Source organism: Dactylosporangium sp. NPDC049140, assembly GCF_040648435.1.
This window is the reverse complement of the sequence record NZ_JBEZDS010000014.1, coordinates 135,284-151,051: the sequence shown is the minus strand read 5'-3', so window position 1 is coordinate 151,051 and position 15,768 is coordinate 135,284. Positions and strand designations below refer to the sequence as shown.

16 protein-coding genes are annotated in these 15,768 nt (G+C 71.1%); 7 read left to right on the top strand and 9 right to left on the bottom strand.

The window, feature by feature from the left end:
* Nucleotides 1-91: 91 nt before the first annotated feature.
* On the bottom strand, nt 92-1,240 hold the full coding sequence (locus AB0B76_RS23895) for an aminotransferase class V-fold PLP-dependent enzyme (RefSeq protein ID WP_360378933.1): 1,149 nt from the start codon (nt 1,238-1,240) through the stop codon (nt 92-94).
* 104 nt (nt 1,241-1,344) lie between these two features.
* Here AB0B76_RS23895 and coxB point away from each other — a divergent pair, with 104 nt between their 5' ends.
* Both coxB and AB0B76_RS23885 read left to right on the top strand, forming a co-directional pair.
* Nucleotides 1,345-2,208 (top strand): cytochrome c oxidase subunit II, encoded by an 864-nt coding sequence (coxB, locus tag AB0B76_RS23890; RefSeq protein WP_360378931.1) that lies wholly within the window; start codon nt 1,345-1,347, stop codon nt 2,206-2,208.
* Nucleotides 2,209-2,221: 13 nt separating this feature from the next.
* Entirely contained in the window at nt 2,222-2,665 is a 444-nt protein-coding gene (locus tag AB0B76_RS23885) for a cytochrome c oxidase subunit 4 (protein WP_360378928.1), read from the top strand.
* A gap of 49 nt (nt 2,666-2,714) precedes the next feature.
* Here AB0B76_RS23885 and AB0B76_RS23880 read toward each other — a convergent pair whose 3' ends face one another.
* The 6 genes from AB0B76_RS23880 to AB0B76_RS23855 all read right to left on the bottom strand — a co-directional run bounded on the left by AB0B76_RS23880 (nt 2,715) and on the right by AB0B76_RS23855 (nt 6,787).
* Nucleotides 2,715-3,257, bottom strand: a complete 543-nt coding sequence (locus AB0B76_RS23880; RefSeq protein WP_360378926.1) for a phospholipase — start codon at nt 3,255-3,257, stop codon at nt 2,715-2,717.
* A gap of 79 nt (nt 3,258-3,336) precedes the next feature.
* Nucleotides 3,337-3,519, bottom strand: coding sequence for a hypothetical protein (locus AB0B76_RS23875; protein WP_360378924.1), 183 nt, complete (start codon nt 3,517-3,519; stop codon nt 3,337-3,339).
* 493 nt (nt 3,520-4,012) lie between these two features.
* Nucleotides 4,013-4,261, bottom strand: a complete 249-nt coding sequence (locus AB0B76_RS23870; RefSeq protein WP_360378922.1) for a hypothetical protein — start codon at nt 4,259-4,261, stop codon at nt 4,013-4,015.
* A gap of 34 nt (nt 4,262-4,295) precedes the next feature.
* On the bottom strand, nt 4,296-5,357 hold the full coding sequence (gene trpD, locus AB0B76_RS23865) for an anthranilate phosphoribosyltransferase (RefSeq protein WP_360378919.1): 1,062 nt from the start codon (nt 5,355-5,357) through the stop codon (nt 4,296-4,298).
* Nucleotides 5,358-5,426: 69 nt separating this feature from the next.
* Nucleotides 5,427-5,822: a hypothetical protein gene (locus tag AB0B76_RS23860; RefSeq protein ID WP_360378916.1), complete on the bottom strand. Its 396-nt coding sequence runs from the start codon at nt 5,820-5,822 to the stop codon at nt 5,427-5,429.
* Nucleotides 5,819-6,787, bottom strand: a complete 969-nt coding sequence (locus AB0B76_RS23855; protein ID WP_360378913.1) for a cytochrome c oxidase assembly protein — start codon at nt 6,785-6,787, stop codon at nt 5,819-5,821. Before AB0B76_RS23855 ends, AB0B76_RS23860 begins: the two co-directional genes overlap by 4 nt.
* An 86-nt stretch (nt 6,788-6,873) precedes the next feature.
* Here AB0B76_RS23855 and AB0B76_RS23850 point away from each other — a divergent pair, with 86 nt between their 5' ends.
* The 4 genes from AB0B76_RS23850 to AB0B76_RS23835 all read left to right on the top strand — a co-directional run bounded on the left by AB0B76_RS23850 (nt 6,874) and on the right by AB0B76_RS23835 (nt 11,167).
* A complete protein-coding gene (locus AB0B76_RS23850; protein WP_360378910.1) occupies nt 6,874-7,473 on the top strand; it encodes a heme-copper oxidase subunit III in 600 nt (199 codons plus the stop codon).
* Nucleotides 7,474-7,578: 105 nt separating this feature from the next.
* Nucleotides 7,579-8,445 carry a cytochrome c gene (locus tag AB0B76_RS23845; RefSeq protein WP_360378908.1) on the top strand — a complete coding sequence of 289 codons (867 nt, stop codon included), beginning with the start codon at nt 7,579-7,581 and terminating at the stop codon, nt 8,443-8,445.
* The gene (locus AB0B76_RS23840) at nt 8,442-9,539 is read left to right on the top strand and encodes a Rieske 2Fe-2S domain-containing protein (RefSeq protein ID WP_360378906.1); all 1,098 of its coding nucleotides are present in this window, start codon (nt 8,442-8,444) and stop codon (nt 9,537-9,539) included. Before AB0B76_RS23845 ends, AB0B76_RS23840 begins: the two co-directional genes overlap by 4 nt.
* The gene (locus AB0B76_RS23835) at nt 9,536-11,167 is read left to right on the top strand and encodes a ubiquinol-cytochrome c reductase cytochrome b subunit (RefSeq protein WP_360378903.1); all 1,632 of its coding nucleotides are present in this window, start codon (nt 9,536-9,538) and stop codon (nt 11,165-11,167) included. The genes AB0B76_RS23840 and AB0B76_RS23835 overlap by 4 nt, the downstream gene beginning before the upstream one ends.
* A gap of 691 nt (nt 11,168-11,858) precedes the next feature.
* Here the strand turns inward: AB0B76_RS23835 and AB0B76_RS23830 are convergent.
* Complete coding sequence (locus tag AB0B76_RS23830) at nt 11,859-12,686, bottom strand: alpha/beta fold hydrolase (protein WP_360378900.1); 828 nt, start codon at nt 12,684-12,686, stop codon at nt 11,859-11,861.
* 67 nt (nt 12,687-12,753) lie between these two features.
* Between AB0B76_RS23830 and AB0B76_RS23825 the strand changes: the two genes are divergently transcribed.
* Nucleotides 12,754-14,748, top strand: a complete 1,995-nt coding sequence (locus tag AB0B76_RS23825) for a S9 family peptidase (RefSeq protein ID WP_360378898.1) — start codon at nt 12,754-12,756, stop codon at nt 14,746-14,748.
* Here the strand turns inward: AB0B76_RS23825 and AB0B76_RS23820 are convergent.
* Complete coding sequence (locus AB0B76_RS23820; RefSeq protein ID WP_360378895.1) at nt 14,745-15,758, bottom strand: aspartate-semialdehyde dehydrogenase; 1,014 nt, start codon at nt 15,756-15,758, stop codon at nt 14,745-14,747. The two genes, AB0B76_RS23825 and AB0B76_RS23820, sit on opposite strands and share 4 nt — an antisense overlap.
* Nucleotides 15,759-15,768 lie beyond the last annotated feature (10 nt).

The following is a 15,768-nucleotide window of genomic DNA, read 5'->3' as shown; positions in this document are numbered from 1 at the left end:
GCTCACGCCGCCACCTCCGCTTCGCTCCGGTGGCGCCGCGGCGCCAGGCTGAGTCCCCGGTGAGCGGCCTCTCCGCTTCGCTCCGAACCGCTCACAGTCCGGCCTCCGCCCGCGCCTCGGCGACCAGCCCGGGCAGGACCGCCAGGAACGCCCGCACATCCTCGGCGGACACTCCGCTATGGAGCGAAACGCGCACGTTGCCGTGGGTGAGCACCCCCATCGCGGCCAGCACGTGTGAGGGCCGCAGCGTGTCCGAGGTGCACGCCGAGCCCGACGAGACGGCGAACCCGGCGCGGTCCAGGGCGCCCAGCAGCACCTCGCCGTCGACGTACAGGCAGGAGAAGGTGACGATGTGTGGCAGCCGCTCGTCGGGCTCGCCGACCACCTCGACGTCGGGCACGCTCGCCGCGACCGTGCGGCGGATCTCGTCGACGAGGGCGCGCTGGCGTACCGACTCCTCCTGCGCCGCCTCGGCGACGGCCCGTAGCGAGGCCGCGGCCGCGACCACCGCGGGCACGTCGTTCGCCGCCTCGTCCCAGGGGGCCTCCCACCGGGTGCCCTTGCGGACCGCGAGCAGGCCGACCCCGGCCGGCCCGCCCCACTTGCGGGCGCTGCCGGTGAGCAGCGACCAGCCGGCGGGCAGCGGCCCCCGGCCGATCGACTGGGCGGCGTCGACCAGCAGCGGCACCCCGGCCGCGGCGCACAGCCGCGCCGCCGCGGCGACCGGCTGCACCGTTCCCACCTCATGATTCGCGCTCTGCACCGCTGCCAGGGCCACTTCCGCGGAATTGCCCGAGGTCAGGGCCGCTTCCAGCGCATCCAGGTCGACCACGCCGGTGCGGGAGACGGGCAGGGACACCGCGTCGTCGCCGGCCGCCTTGATGACCGCGGAGTGCTCGACCGCGCTGTGCACCACCACGCGCCGGCCCCGGGAGCGGCGCACGCCCGCCACCGCGCGCCGGACGGCGTCCGTGCCACCGGCCGTGAACTGCAGTTCGTCGGGGCGCACGCCCAGCACGCCGGCCGCGGTCTCCCGGGCGGCGTCGAGCAGCCGGCGGGACCGCCGCGACGGGGTGTACAGCCGGCCGGGATCGGCCCAGCCGTCCTCGATCGCGGCCTGAAAGGCTTGCCATGCAACGGGATGAGGAGGAGCGGCGGTGGCCGAGTCCAAGTAGACGCCCACCCGCGCAACGGTATCCCGACCCGGACACGACCACCCCAAGCCGGGCGGACCGCGCATGGTCGAGTACGCTCGCCAGCGTTGGTGAGGCTTGCCGTGAGAAGCCAATCAAGAGGCAATTCGCGGCGCTGCTAAGGAGGCAGGAGCAGGTGGTCTCAAGAGGTTTGAGCCCCGCGCGCGCCGTCGGGCTCGCCGTCTCGGCCGTCGGGGTGACGACCCTGCTCGCCGGTTGCTCCGTCGGGGACACGTTCAACGGCTTCGGCTGGCCGAAGGGCATCACCGAGCAGAGCGACCGCATGTACGACCTGTGGATCGGGTCGGTCGTCGCGGCGCTCGCCGTCGGTGTCTTCGTCTGGGGCCTGATCTTCTGGTGCGTGGTGCGCTACCGGAAGCGGGGCGACGAGCTGCCGCCGCAGACGCGGTACAACATGCCGTTCGAGATTCTGTACTCGGTGGCGCCCTTCGTGGTCATCGCCGTGTTGTTCTTCTACACCGCGGTCATCCAGACCGACGTCGACCGGCTCTCCAAGAACCCGGACGTCAACGTCGAGGTGATCGCCTCGAAGTGGAACTGGCAGTTCGTCTACACCGACACCAAGGGCCCGGACGGCAAGCCGGTCACGACGGTCGGCTCGGACGACTACATCCCGGTCCTGGTGCTGCCGGCGGGCAAGAGCGTGCAGTTCAAGGAGACGTCGAAGGACGTCATCCACTCGTTCTGGGTGCCCGACGTGCTGTTCAAGCGCGACGTCATCCCGGGCGTGGAGAACCGCTTCGAGATCCGGCTCAAGGACAACGCCCAGGGCGCCTACGTGGGCCGCTGCGCGGAGCTGTGCGGCACCTACCACTCGATGATGAACTTCGAGCTGCGGGTGGTGAGCCCGGAGCAGTACTCGCAGTACGTGCAGCTGCGCACCGCGGGCAAGAGCACCCCCGAGGCGCTGGACTCGCTGGGCTTCCCGAACCACGGTTACGCGACGAAGACCCACCCGTTCGACACCGACCGCACCAAGCGGTCCTCGAGCTGAGAGGCGAACGGCGATGAAGTCTGAGAATCGTCTCTTCTTCGTGCTGGCCCTGTTCATGTTCGCGATGGCGGGCCTGTACGGCTGGTGGACCACCGCGGCCCCGCTCGAGCAGAACGGCCACCACGGCACCGAGTGGATCGGCGTCGTCGCGCTGATCCTGTCCGGCCTGCTGCTGACCATGATCGGCGGCGCGCTGTGGATGATCTCCCAGCGCATCGCCCCGCGCCCGGAGGACCGTGCCGACGCGGAGATCGCCGACGGCGCCGGTGACCTGGGCTTCTTCAGCCCGGGCAGCTACTGGCCGGTCGGCCTGGCCCTGTCGGCGGCAATCGCGTGCATCGGCCTGGCGTTCGACCAGTGGTGGCTCGTGGCCGTCGGGCTCATCGCGGTGCTGGTCGGCACCTGCGGGCTGATGTTCGAGTACTACACCGGCACGCGCCGCGGCGCCGAGCACTGAGCGACGTACGAACAAGGGGCCCCCTGCCCGGGGGCCCCTTTTCGCGTCTCTAGGCGGTGGCCCCGGCCTCGGCCCGGGCCTGGGCGCGCTGCCCCTTGGCCAGCAGGTCCGCGGCCTTGTCCAGGGCCGCGTCGGACAGCTGCACGCTGCCGAAGACCGAGACGGCCTGGTAGTACGTCCACGCGAGGCTGGTGCAGGCCGGGCGCACGAACACGTTGTACGTGGCGCACTTGGCCTTGAGGTCGAAGTAGAACGAGTCGTCGATCCGGCTCTTGTTCGCCGGGAACGCCCCGATCGACTTGAAGTTGCGGTACCCGAAGTCGTGGCGCTCGCACGGCAGTCGGAAGTCGAAGCCGAGCGGCTGGTCGGGGCTGGACGAGCAGTAGTCGGTGGTCCAGTCGAAGCCGTAGGCGGCCCAGTCGGACTGGTGCTGGCGGGCTGAGTTCCAGGCGTTGTAGCTGGCGGAGGTCGGCTGGGACCAGGAGGTCATGACGGCCGGCTTGTCGGCCGGCACGGCGGCGTGGGCGTCGGTGGCGACGCCCACCGCGAGGAGCAACGCGGCGATGGGGATGGCGAGGCGGCGGAGCTTCATGGCCGGGATTGTTCCGCGTCGATGTGACGCGCGGCGGGTTCCTGCGCCAAGCGGTACTTGCCAGTAGCTGAACGGAGGTTCAGGCGGCGCGTCGCAGGGTCACCCGGGCCCGGCGGTCCATCAGCAGGATCACCGGGGCCACCACGATCGCCGCGCCGCAGGTCGAGCAGGCCCGGTCCGGGCAGGACGAGCGAGGATGGTCGGCGCACGCCGGCTTCTCGAAGATCCGCACCTGGCCGCAGGTGTCGCAGTGCAGCTCCATGCCGCCACCGTCCCACCGCCGCCGCCTCCCGTCGTGGACCCGCCCCCGCGTGTCAGGTCACTTTTTGGCCGCAGCCGACGCCGCCGCGGGCGTCCGCGGGGGGAGGAAGGCCTCTTCGCTCACGGTCGGGGTCGTGTACTGCAGGACGAGCTCGGTGGTCTTCCCGGCGTCGGACCGGGCTCACGCAGGCCGTCTCGGTGCGGATCCCCGTCGCGGTGACCGACACGCACTGCGCGTCGCCACGCTTGGAGGCCCCGGCGCGCACGCCCTGGCCCCGGGCGATGGTCGCCAGCCGCCCCAGGGCCGCCACGGGGGCCAGGAACTCGCCCCCGAACGCCGCGCTGATCGCCTTGGCCTCGGTGGGGGACATTCGTGCCCGCCCCGGGCCCCTCCCGGCACGTCACGGACGGCGTGACGGGCTTGCGGCCCTTGGCCGGCGACGGCGCCGCCCCGGTGGTGCACAGGTACGTGCCGTCAGGGCTCGAGATGTACGTCACGCCGCCGCTGCGGTACGCCCGCCGGGGGACGACTGCGAGACCGTCACGATGGCGCCGGAGGGGGTCGCGAACTGCAGCGTCGCGTCCGTGTCGAGCCCGAGGACCAGCCGCGCGGCGAGCGAGTCGACCATCTCCAGGGCCTGGTTGGCCGGCTCCGCCTGCTGTTTGACCGGCGCGGCGCACGACTTCGCCATCATGCCGGCGAAGCCGATCGTCAGCGCGCCCGCCACGACCGCGGAGAGCACCGCCTTCTTGGGGTTGTTGCGCGGCAGTTCGGCCTCAGCCCTCGGACGGGCTCGGTTTGAAGGTGGTCCAGCGCTCGATCAGAGCCGTCGCCGCGCCGGAGTCCACGGCCGCCGCCGCCCGCCCCAGGCCCGCCTCGAGCTGCGCGCCCAGGTCCGGCACACGCAGGCCGCCGGCCCGCGCCGCGATCGCCGCGGCCGCGTTGAGCAGCACCGCGTCGCGCACCGGGCCGGGCTCGCCGGCGAACATCCGCAGCGCGACGTCGGCGTTGTGGGCCGAGTCGCCGCCGCGCAGGTCGCCGGGGGCGGAGCGGGTCAGGCCGAGGTCCGTGGCGTCGAACAGGGTCTCGGTGACCGTGCCGCCACTGACGACCCAGACCCGGGTCGGGGCCGCCGTGGTGAACTCGTCGAGGCCGTCCTCGCCGCGCACCAGCAGCACCGAGAACCCGCGCCGGGCCAGCACGTCCGCCATCACCGGGGCCATGCGCAGGTCGAAGCAGCCGATGGTGGCCGCGGTCGGCTGGGCCGGGTTCGTCAGCGGGCCCAGGAAGTTGAAGACCGTCGGCACGCCCATCTCGCGGCGCGGCACGCCGGCGTGGCGCATCGCCGGGTGGAACCGGGCGGCGAAGCAGAACCCGATGCCGATCTCGTCGACGCAGCGGGCGACGTCCTCGGGGCCCATGTCGATGGTGACGCCGAGCCGCTCGAGCAGGTCGGCGGCGCCGGTGGACGACGACGCGGCCCGGTTGCCGTGCTTGACCACGGGCACCCCGGCGGCGGCGGTCACGACCGCGGCCATCGTCGAGATGTTCACGGTGTTGGCCCGGTCGCCGCCCGTGCCGACGATGTCCACGGCCGCGTTGCGCAGCTCGTCGGAGACCGGCACCTTCGCGCCGTACTCCAGCATCATCTCGGCGCACCCCGCCACCTCGGCCGGGGTCTCGCCCTTGGCCCGCAGCGCGATCACGAAGGCCGCGGTCTGCACTTGCGTCGCGGAGCCGGAGAAGATCTCGCCCATCGCCCACCGGGTGTCCTCGGTGGACAGGTCCTCCCCGCGGAGCAGGGCGGTGAGCAGCGTCGGCCAGGTGCGGTCGCCCATGGCGGCCTCCAGAGGGGGTGTCCTAGGTGCCCGCGAGCGCCACCGGCGGCCCTGCCGGTGCCGCGGGGCCTACCGGCGGATGGCGGGGTATGCGCGGAGCAGGGCGGAGACGGTCTCACCGGTGGTGACGGGGTCGAGCGGGTACATGACCGTGCCCTCGACCTTCGCGTAGGAGGCGAGCCACCGGTCCGCGGCGCGGGCGATGGCCAGCACGACCGGGGGCGCGTCGGTGATCTCGTCCTTGAGCTGCCGGGCGATGCCCAGCCCGCCGCCGGGGGAGGCCTCGCCATCGAGGACCAGCAGGTCGATGTCGGTGTCGTCGACGAGCTTGACGACCTCCGCGTACGTCGACGCGTCGACGAACCGGACCGTCAGGTCGGTCGCGGGGCGGGTGCCGATGGCCAGCCGCATGCGGTCGCGGACGTCGGCGTCGTCGCTGTACAGCAGGACAATGTGCTCGCTCATGTGCGCGCTGCTCCTCGTGTGGCGTCTGCCTCGGGGATCGTACCGTCCGGGGTAATCGCGATCCCCGTGCGGGCGGACCACTCCGCCTCTTCCTGCGCGAGCCGCTCCTCGCGGTCGAGCCGGCGGTCGGTGCGCCGGGCCTCCCGGTCCGACTGGCGCATCCACTGCACGACAAGTACCGCGAGCATCGTCACCGAGACGAACTCGCCGCCCGCCCACAGGATCCCGCCCGCCGTGACCTGGTCGGCGACGGGGTCGACCCAGCTCAGGTGCAGGGACGGGTACCAGTCCCCGCCCAGCAGCGTCCGGCTCTGCATGATCGTGAGGCCGAGGACCGTGTGGAACGGCGTGGACAGGAACATCAGCAGCGCCCGGGCCGGGTACGGCCACCGCCCCGGCAGCGGGTCGAGCCCGACCAGCGGCCAGAAGAACAGGCAGCCCACCGCGATGAAATGCGCGTGAGTGAGCTCGTGGAACCACTCGTGGCGCATCGTGAGCTCGTACAGATTCGTGAAATAGAGCACGAACGGCGTCACGACGAAGAAGCCGAACGCCACCAACGGAAAGGCCAGGATGCGCGCCGGTCGCGAGTGCACGACCGCGACCAGCACCCGGCGCCCGCCATTGGGCAGCGTGCGCAGCGCGAGCGTCACCGGAGCACCGAGCGCCAGGAAGATCGGCGCGATCATGGAAAGCACCATGTGCTGCACCATGTGGACGCTCAGCAGCGTCGTGTCGTACTCCTCGACTCCGGTCATCGTGACAGACGCGATGGCGCCCAGTCCCGGGAACAGGAACAACACGGTCCGCGCGAGCGGCCAGCGGTCGCCGCGGCGGTGCAGCTTCACGACTCCCGCCAGATACAGCCCGGCGGCGACGAGCAGCGCCAGCGTCAGCCACGAGACGTGGAACGACCCGAGGATCGTCGCGGCGGTCGGAGGACCTGATTCGGCAGCTTGGAGCACGTCCCCAGACTATGCCGCCGCACGAATCGTCAGTGTCTGGTGGACCCCGCGCAAAGGCGATGATGATCGGGGGCAATAATGACGCTGTGACTGCGGCCCCAGCGATTGCCAAGAGCCAGATCCACTCACTGACCAGGCCCAACATGGTCAGCGTCGGGACGATCGTGTGGCTCTCCAGCGAACTGATGTTCTTCGCGGCACTCTTCGCGATGTACTTCTCGATCCGCGCGGCGGCGCCGGAGCTGTGGGAGAAGCACACCGAGGTGCTGAACATCCCCTACGCCCTGACGTTCACCATCGTCCTCGTACTGTCGTCCATCACCTGCCAGATCGGCGTGTTCCGCGCCGAGCGCGGTGACGTGCACGGCCTGCGCCGGTGGTTCGCGCTGACGTTCATCATGGGCCTGACGTTCGTGCTCGGCCAGGTCAACGAGTACCGCAACCTGGTCTCCGAGGGCGTGAAGATCAACGGCGACGGGTACGGCTCGATGTTCTACCTGACGACGGGCTTCCACGGCCTGCATGTCACGGGCGGCCTCATCGCCTTCGTCATCTACCTCATCCGCACGACGATGGGGCGCTTCACGCCGGCCCAGGCGACGGCGGCGATCGTCGTGTCGTACTACTGGCACTTCGTCGACGTGGTCTGGATCGCGCTGTTCGCGATGATCTACTTCCTGCAGTAGGCCGTCGACTCCCGGGCCCCGTCACGCTCCCGGACCACCTCGCAGGGACCACCACCACCGAACAACCACCGAGACGACATAGGTGATGACGACAAAGGTGAGGCCATGACTTCCGAACAGAGCAAGCGGCCGCTTGCCCGGCTGGTGCCGGGAGGAGCGCGCGCGGCGCGGGGCAAGTTGCGCCGGCGGCTGGAGGCGGCCGTTCGCCTGATCGCCGCGCTCACGATTGTCGGCGGCCTGTACAGCGCTTACGCCCCGGGCGTCGGCCGCGCCGAGGACGTGCCGGCCCTCTCGGACGCCGCGAAGCACGGCAAGGAGATCTACGAGACCAGCTGCATCACCTGCCACGGCACAAACGCGCAGGGCGTGCAGGGACGCGGCCCGAGCCTGATCGGCGTCGGCTCCGCGGCCGTGGAGTTCCAGGTCAACACCGGCCGCATGCCGCTGGCCCGCCAGGAGGCGCAGGCCCAGCGCAAGGACCCGATGTACAGCGAGAAGGACGCCGCCGACATCGGCGCCTACATCCAGGAACTGGGCGGCGGGCCGCAGCTGCCGAGCGCCGAGAGCCTGGACAAGGACGTCAAGAACGCGCAAGCCGACGCCAAGACCCTCGCGCACGGCGGTGAGCTCTACCGCGTCAACTGCTCGTCCTGCCACGCGTTCAGCACCGGCGGCGGCGCGCTGTCCTCGGGCAAGTTCGCCCCGACGCTGCAGCACTCCACCAACCGCGACATGTACGGCGCCATGCTCACCGGCCCGCAGAACATGCCAGTGTTCGGCAACAACCAGCTGAGCCCGGACGACAAGGCCGCGATCATCGCGTACGTCCAGAACCTGAACAAGAACGCGCAGTCAGACCCCGGTGGCTGGAACCTCGGCCGCTACGGCCCGGTCCCCGAGGGGCTCGTCATCTTCCTCGTCGGTATCGCGGCGCTCGTGTTCGCCACGTTGTGGATTGCAGGGAAGTCATGACCACCCACACCGCTCCCACGGAGGAGCAGTTCGACGCGAGTGACCCGACCCTCACCCGGTTCGACCTGGTCAAGGAGGGCGCTCGCCGCGACGGCGTCGAGATCGTCCACTACGCGCCCCGGTTCCCGGTGCCGGGCACGAAGGCCGAGAAGCGCATCGAGCGCCTGCTGGCCTTCCTGTTCCTGCTCACGGGGCTCATGGGGACCGCGTTCGTGGTCGCCTACATCGCCTGGCCCTGGCACTACGGACACGGCAACCAGACCTACCAGGACCTGATGCCGTTCTACACGCCGATCCTGGGCGCAACGCTGGGCCTGGCGCTGCTGACGCTGGGCCTGGGCATCATCGTCTGGTCGAAGAAGCTCCTGCCCGAGGAGGTCTCGATCCAGGAGCGCCACGACGGTCACTCGGACAGCACCGAGCAGAAGCTCACCGCGGCGACGATCGTCAACATGGGCGACGAGCTCGGCCTCAAGCGCCGCCGGTTCGTCGGCCTGGCGTTCCTGGCCGGCGCCGCCCCGCTGGGCGCGGTCGCCGGCGCGCTCCTGGTCGGCTCGCTGATCAAGGCGCCGAAGCAGGGCGACGAGAACGTCTTCTTCACCACGGGCTGGGACCCGAAGAAGAACGGCGGCAAGCCGGTACGCCTCACCCACGAGGACGGCACCCCGATCCGCCCCGCCGACATCAGCGTCGGCGGCCAGATCACCGTCTTCCCCGGCATCCCCGGCGGCGCGACGAACGAGTTCGCCGACTCGCCGACCCTGCTCATGCACCTGCGCGAGGACGACGCCCTGGAGACGCTGAAGAACGCCAAGGCGGTCAACCACGACTCGCAGTGGCAGAACTTCGTGGCGTACTCGAAGATCTGCACCCACGCCGGCTGCCCGGCGAGCCTGTACGAGCAGCAGACCAACCGCTTGCTGTGCCCCTGCCACCAGTCGCAGTTCCAGATCACCGACAACGCCAGGCCGGTCTTCGGCCCCGCCAGCCGGGCGTTGCCGCAGTTGCCGATCACGGTGGACGATGAGGGATACTTCGTAGCGAAGTCCGACTACAAGGTGGCCATCGGTCCGGCCTTCTGGGAGCGGCCATGAAACGGCGAAAGATCGACCTCCGGGCACTTCCGGCCAAGTCCGCGGGGGCGCTCGACGAGCGCTTCCAGGCGGCGACCCCGCTGCGGCGGCTGCTGAACAAGGTCTTCCCCGACCACTGGTCGTTCCTGCTGGGTGAGATCGCGCTCTACTCGTTCATCGTGCTGCTGCTCAGCGGCATCTTCCTGGCGCTGTTCTTCGACCCGTCGATGGCCGAGACCGTCTACAGCGGCAGCTACGCACCGCTGCGCGGCGTGGAGATGTCGCAGGCGTACAACACCGCCCTGCACTTGTCCTTCGACGTGCGCGGCGGCCTGTTCATGCGCCAGATGCACCACTGGGCGGCGCTGCTGTTCATGGCCGCGATCGTGGTGCACATGTTCCGCGTCTTCTTCACCGGCGCGTTCCGCAAGCCGCGCGAGGCCAACTGGATCGTCGGCGTGCTGCTGTTCTGGATGGGCTTCCTCGAGGGCTTCGGCGGTTACTCGCTGCCCGACGACGCGCTGTCCGGCACCGGCCTGCGCATCGCCTCGGCGATCATGCTGTCCATCCCGATCGTCGGCACCTGGGTGACCAACTCGCTCTTCGGCGGGGAGTTCCCCGGCATGGTCATCCTCGACCGGCTGTACATCGTCCACGTGCTGCTCGTCCCGGGTGCGCTGCTCGCGCTCATCACGGTCCACATGGGCCTGCTGGTGAAGCAGAAGCACACCCAGTGGCCCGGCCCCGGCCGGACCAACGAGAACGTGGTCGGCGTGCGGATGTTCCCCGGCTTCGCGGCCAAGGCCGGCGGCTTCTTCATGATCGTGTTCGCCATGATCGCCGCCCTGGCGGGCCTCTTCCAGATCAACCCGATCTGGCTGTTCGGCCCCTACAAGGCCGCGGTGGTCTCGGCGGCGAGCCAGCCCGACTGGTACGTCATGTTCCTGGACGGCTCGACGCGTCTGTTCCCCGCGTGGGAGATCCGCTTCGACCTGTTCGGATGGGGTGACGGCTACACCATCCCGCCGATCTTCTGGCCCACGGTGGTGCTACCCGGCATCCTGACCATGCTGCCGATCTTCTATCCGTTCATCGAGGCCCGGTTCACCAAGGACAAGGCCGTGCACAACCTGCTGCAGCGCCCGCGGGACAACCCGCTGCGCACCGCGCTCGGCGCCATGGCGATCTCGTTCTACGTCGTGCTGCTGATCTCGGGCGGCAACGACGTGCTGGCGGACAAGTTCCACATCAGCCTCAACGCGATGACCTGGGCCGGCCGCGTCGGCATCCTGGTCATCCCGCCGCTGGCGTACTACGTGGCGTTCCGGGTGGCCCTGGGCCTGCAGCAGCACGACCGCGAGGTCCTGGCCCACGGCGTGGAGACGGGCATCATCCGCCGCCTGCCGGACGGCCGCTTCATCGAGGTGCACCAGCCGCTCCCGTCGGCCAACGGCCACGCGGACGGCGACGGCCACCACGGCCTGGAGTACGCGGGCTGGGTCGTGCCGAAGAAGATGAACCGCCTGGGCGCACTGGCCCCGACGGTGAAGGGCTTCTTCTACCCGATCGAGAAGGCGGCCCCGCAGGTGAAGCCGGCTCAGCGCCAGGTGGACGACGCGGACCGCGAGGAGATCACGACGGGCCACTGAGGTCCCGCACTTGTTCGTTGCTTTGTCAAGCGGCCCTCGGCTTTCGAGCCGGGGGCCGCACTGTGTGTGATGGCCCTGTGGACAAAATAACGTGAAATAGTTTCGGAATGGTACGGTGTCAGATAGACGGAACGGCGACACCAAGGCCCGCGGTCTCTCGGTCGAACATCCACGGGCCGACGCACCCCAGTCCGGCCCGACCAGCCCGTTCAGCCCGTTCAGCCAGCTCCGTCCGCTCCGTCCGCTCCGTCCGCTCCGTCCGCTCCGTCCGCTCCGTCCGCGCCCACGGTTCAGAGGTCACACGCCCGCGCGGTGACGCATTCCGCCGGCTCGCCGCCGCAGGTGGTTCGCCAACAACGGGACGCGGCACGGCCCCGGTCGTCAACCAGGCGACTCGGTCGGCGCGCAGGTCGTTCGCCCGCTGTCCCACCCGCGCGCGGTGCGTAGGACGCGGGCCCGCTCTTCGCCGCGCGCGGTGCGTAGGCTGCCTGGCCGCCTCGCCGCTAGCCGTGGTCGGGAGGTCTTCCACCGAGGGCCGTGGTCGGGAGGTCTTCCACCGAGGGCCGTAGTCCCGAGGTCTCGTCCTCCAGCCAGTCGGCCGCGATGCGACGTCGGCGGATCGCTCGTTCGCCCAGCTCGCCGCCGGGCATGGGCTACAGGTCGTTCCGCGGCGCCGCGGCGCGGCGGGCGTCTACAGGTGCCTCGCCCACGAGGCGACGCGCCCGGCCAGCTCGTCGCCGTGTTTGGCCCAGCGGAAGTGGTCGATCGCCTCGGCCGGCGCGTACCGCTCGCGCGTGACCGGCACGCTCGCAAGCTTCTCCAGCAGCCGGGTGACGGTCCCGGGCGGCGTGTACTTGTCGCCGGCCATGTCGACCGCGAGCACCGGCGTGGTGACCTTCGCTAGCGCCGCCTCGACGTCGACCCCGCCCAGGTTCGGGTAGCGCCCCGTCCGCGCCGTGTACGCCCAGTCCCGGATCACCCCGCGCGCCTGCCGCCCGCCGAAGCCCCAGCCCGGCCAGACGCGCAGCACGGCCGAGGCGACCCCGAGCGCCTGCGTCTGCAGCAGTACCGGCAGCCGCTGGCCGCCCGGGTAGCTGCGCCAGTACGGCAGCCCGACCGCCAGCAGCGCCAGCCCCGCCACGTCGCTCGCCGGCTCGCACGCCAGGTGCAGCGCGCACGCCTGCCCGCCCAGCGAGTGCCCCACGAGGATCGTGCGCCGCCCCGCGCGCCGCGGCTTGAGGTGCGCCAGCACGGCGTCCACGTCGGCGGTGAGGTCGCCCAGGCCGTACCGCGACCCGCGCCCCGGCCGCGGCGCGCTCGCCCCGGTCCCGCGCAGGTCGGCGACGACCACGGCCACGCCCGCCGCCCCCAGCTCGCCCGCGAACTTGCGGTAGTAGCGCGCCGGCACGCCCATCGCCGGCCACAGCACCGCCAGCGTCGGCGCGTCCTCGGGCGCCGGGTACACGTGCAGGGCGATCGAGTCGGCCCCGCGCACCACGGTCTCCAGCGTCGGCTCCATGCTCGTAGGGTAGGGGTAGGAGGTTACTCGCCGGTAAGGCGGGCCCGCGCGGCTTACTGTGCTGGACGTGAAACCCGCCGATCTGCCGCAAATGCGCATACCCGGGACGCCGACCCTGAGCCCCGACGGCCGCACCGCCGTCGTCGCGGTGGCCCGCCCCGACCTCGCCAGCGACTCGTACACCTCGCAGCTGTGGCTCGTGCCGACGAACGGCTCAACGGAAGAGCCGACCAACGGCTCAACGGAAAAGGAAGAGCCGACCACCGGCTCAAAGGAAAAGGAAGAGCCGACCAACGGCTCAAAGGAAAAGGAAGAGCCGACCACCGGCTCACAAGAAAAGGAAGAGCAGCTCACCCGCGGCTGGCACGACAGCGCCCCCCGCTGGTCGCCCGACGGCCGCCACCTCGCCTTCCTGCGCCGCACCGGCAAGGCCGCAAAGCCCCAGCTCTGGATCCTGCCCATGACCGGCGGCGACGCGTGGCCCCTGACCGACGAGCCGCTGGGCGTGGGCCCCGCCGACTGGGCCCCCGACTCTTCCCGCCTGGCATTTTCCGCTCGTGTACCGCAAGAGCCCCGCTACGGCACCGCCCGTACCGACGACGGCGAGCAGATCGGCCCCGACGGCGAGCCCCCACGGCGGATCACGGACCTGTTCCACCGCCTCGACGGCCTCGGCTTCTTCGGCGACCGCCCGTCGCACATCTTCACTGTGACCCTGGAAGGCGAGGTCACCCGGGTCGCCGAGGGCGAGGGCGACCCCCGCTACTCCCCGGACGGCGCGTGGCTGACGTTCCTGGAGTCCAGCGCCGAGGCCTGGTCCGCGGACGTGTGCGTGTGCCGCGCGGACGGCAGCGAGCGGCGGGCCCTCACCGGCGGGGAGTTCTCGGCCTCGCTGCCGCGCTTCCGCCCGGACGGCGCGGCGGTCCTCTTCGTGGCGTGCCCGGCCGGCTCGGTCCTGCGCAACGAGTCGCTGTGGTCGATCCCGCTGGACGGCGGGCCGGCGGCGCCGTTGCTCGACCCGGCGCGCTACCACCTCGCCATGTCGCCGGGCGACATGGACGTGACGCCGGACGGCGCCCTGTTCATGAACGAGAACCGCGGCGCGGTCGAGCTGCTGAGCGTCCCGTACGACGGCGGGCCGCCGACTCCGCTGATCACCGGCGAGCGCCAGGTGTCGTCCTTCGCGTGGGCCGGCGGCGTGCTGGCCACGGTGATCGCGACCCCCACGAGCTGGGGCGAGCTCTACCGGGACGAACGGCGCCTCACCGAGTTCAACAAGGGCACGGAGGCCCTGGAACAGGTCGAGGTCACGGCCACCGCCCCGGACGGGTACCCGGTCCACGGCTGGGTCGTCCGCCCGGCCGGCGAGGGCCCGCACCCCGTCCTACTCATGATCCACGGCGGGCCCTACGCGCAGTACGGCTGGCGGCTCTTCGACGAGCCCCAGGTGTACGCGGGCGCCGGCTACGCGGTCGTCTACGGCAACCCGCGCGGCTCGTCCGGGTACGGCGAGGCCCACGGCGAGCCCATCCGCGGCAACGTGGGCGAGGTGACCGCGACCGACCTGCTGGCGCTGCTCGACGCGGCCCTGAAGGAGCCGGACCTCGACGCGGGCCGGGTCGGGGTGCTCGGCGGCTCGCACGGCGGCTTCATGACCACCTGGCTGGCCGCCCACCACGGCGACCGCTTCCGCGCGGCGGTCTCCGAGCGGGCGGTCAACAGCATCGACAGCTTCACTGGTACCTCGGACATCGGCTGGTTCTTCGCCGACGCGCTCTACTCCGGCGATTTCGAGCGGCAGAGCCGGCAGAGCCCGCTGACGTACGCCGACCGCATCTCCGTGCCGATGCTGATCATCCACTCGGAGCAGGACTGGCGCTGCCCGGTCGAGCAGGCATACCGGCTCTTCGTGGCCCTCAAGCGCCGCGGCGCCCCGGCCGAGCTGCTGCTCTTCCCGGGCGAGGGGCACGAGTTGTCCCGCACGGGCCGGCCGTCCCATCGGATCCAGCGCTTCGACGCCATCCTCGACTGGTTCGACCGGCACCTGCCGAACGCTGCTTAGACGAACAGTTCCGCGATCTGTACGGCGTTGAGGGCCGCACCCTTGCGCAGGTTGTCGTTCGCCACGAAGAGGGCCAGGCCGTGCTCGACCGTCTCGTCCACGCGGATGCGCCCGACGAACGACGGGTCGGCGCCGGCGGCCTGCAGCGGCGTCGGGACGTCGCTCAGGGCGACGCCCGGCGCCGACGCGAGCAGCTCGGTCGCGCGCTGCACCGAGATGGGCCGCGCGAAACGGGCGTTGATCTGCAGGGAGTGCCCGGTGTAGACGGGCACGCGGACGCAGGTGCCGGAGACCTTGAGGTCCGGGATCTCGAGGATCTTCCGGCTCTCGTTGCGCAGCTTCTGCTCCTCGTCGGTCTCGAAGGAGCCGTCGTCGACGAGGCCACCGGCCAGCGGCAGCACGTTGAACGCGATGGGCCGGGCGAACTTCTTCGGCTCCGGGAACTCCACGGCCGAGCCGCTGAAGGCGAGGGCCGCCGCGCCGTCGGCCACCTTGCGCACCTGCTCGTCGAGCTCGGCCACGCCGGCCAGGCCCGCGCCGGAGACGGCCTGGTAGGTGGCGGCGACCAGGGCGACCAGGCCGGCCTCCTCGTGCAGCGGGCGCAACACGGGCATGGCGGCCATGGTGGTGCAGTTCGGGTTGGCGATGATGCCCTTCGGCCGGTCGGCGGCGGCGTGCGGGTTGACCTCGGCGACCACCAGCGGTACTTCCGGGTCCATTCGCCAGGCGGAGGAGTTGTCGATGACGACGGCGCCCGCGGCGGCCACCTTCGGGGCGAGCTCCTTCGACGTGCCCTTGCCCGCGGAGAACAGCACGACGTCGAGCCCGGCGTAGTCCGCGGTCGCCGCGTCCTCCACCTTGACCTGCGTGTTCTGCCAGTCGATGGGCCGCCCCGCCGAACGGGCGGAGGCGAACAAGCGCAACTCGTCTACCGGGAACTGCCGCTCGGCCAGGATGTGGCGCATGACGCTGCCCACCTGCCCGGTGGCCCCTACGATGCCGATCCTCATGGCGGCGAGG

Bases quoted from the DNA above. Each gene is read 5' to 3' on its own strand.
- AB0B76_RS23895 (WP_360378933.1), bottom strand. From the start codon at position 1,240: ATGCGCGGTCCGCCCGGCTTGGGGTGGTCGTGTCCGGGTCGGGATACC.
- AB0B76_RS23885 (WP_360378928.1), top strand. From the start codon at position 2,222: ATGAAGTCTGAGAATCGTCTCTTCTTCGTGCTGGCCCTGTTCATGTTC.
- AB0B76_RS23880 (WP_360378926.1), bottom strand. From the start codon at position 3,257: ATGAAGCTCCGCCGCCTCGCCATCCCCATCGCCGCGTTGCTCCTCGCG.
- AB0B76_RS23875 (WP_360378924.1), bottom strand. From the start codon at position 3,519: ATGGAGCTGCACTGCGACACCTGCGGCCAGGTGCGGATCTTCGAGAAG.
- trpD (WP_360378919.1), bottom strand. From the start codon at position 5,357: ATGGGCGACCGCACCTGGCCGACGCTGCTCACCGCCCTGCTCCGCGGG.
- AB0B76_RS23860 (WP_360378916.1), bottom strand. From the start codon at position 5,822: ATGAGCGAGCACATTGTCCTGCTGTACAGCGACGACGCCGACGTCCGC.
- AB0B76_RS23845 (WP_360378908.1), top strand. From the start codon at position 7,579: ATGACTTCCGAACAGAGCAAGCGGCCGCTTGCCCGGCTGGTGCCGGGA.
- AB0B76_RS23840 (WP_360378906.1), top strand. From the start codon at position 8,442: ATGACCACCCACACCGCTCCCACGGAGGAGCAGTTCGACGCGAGTGAC.
- AB0B76_RS23835 (WP_360378903.1), top strand. From the start codon at position 9,536: ATGAAACGGCGAAAGATCGACCTCCGGGCACTTCCGGCCAAGTCCGCG.
- AB0B76_RS23830 (WP_360378900.1), bottom strand. From the start codon at position 12,686: ATGGAGCCGACGCTGGAGACCGTGGTGCGCGGGGCCGACTCGATCGCC.
- AB0B76_RS23820 (WP_360378895.1), bottom strand. From the start codon at position 15,758: ATGAGGATCGGCATCGTAGGGGCCACCGGGCAGGTGGGCAGCGTCATG.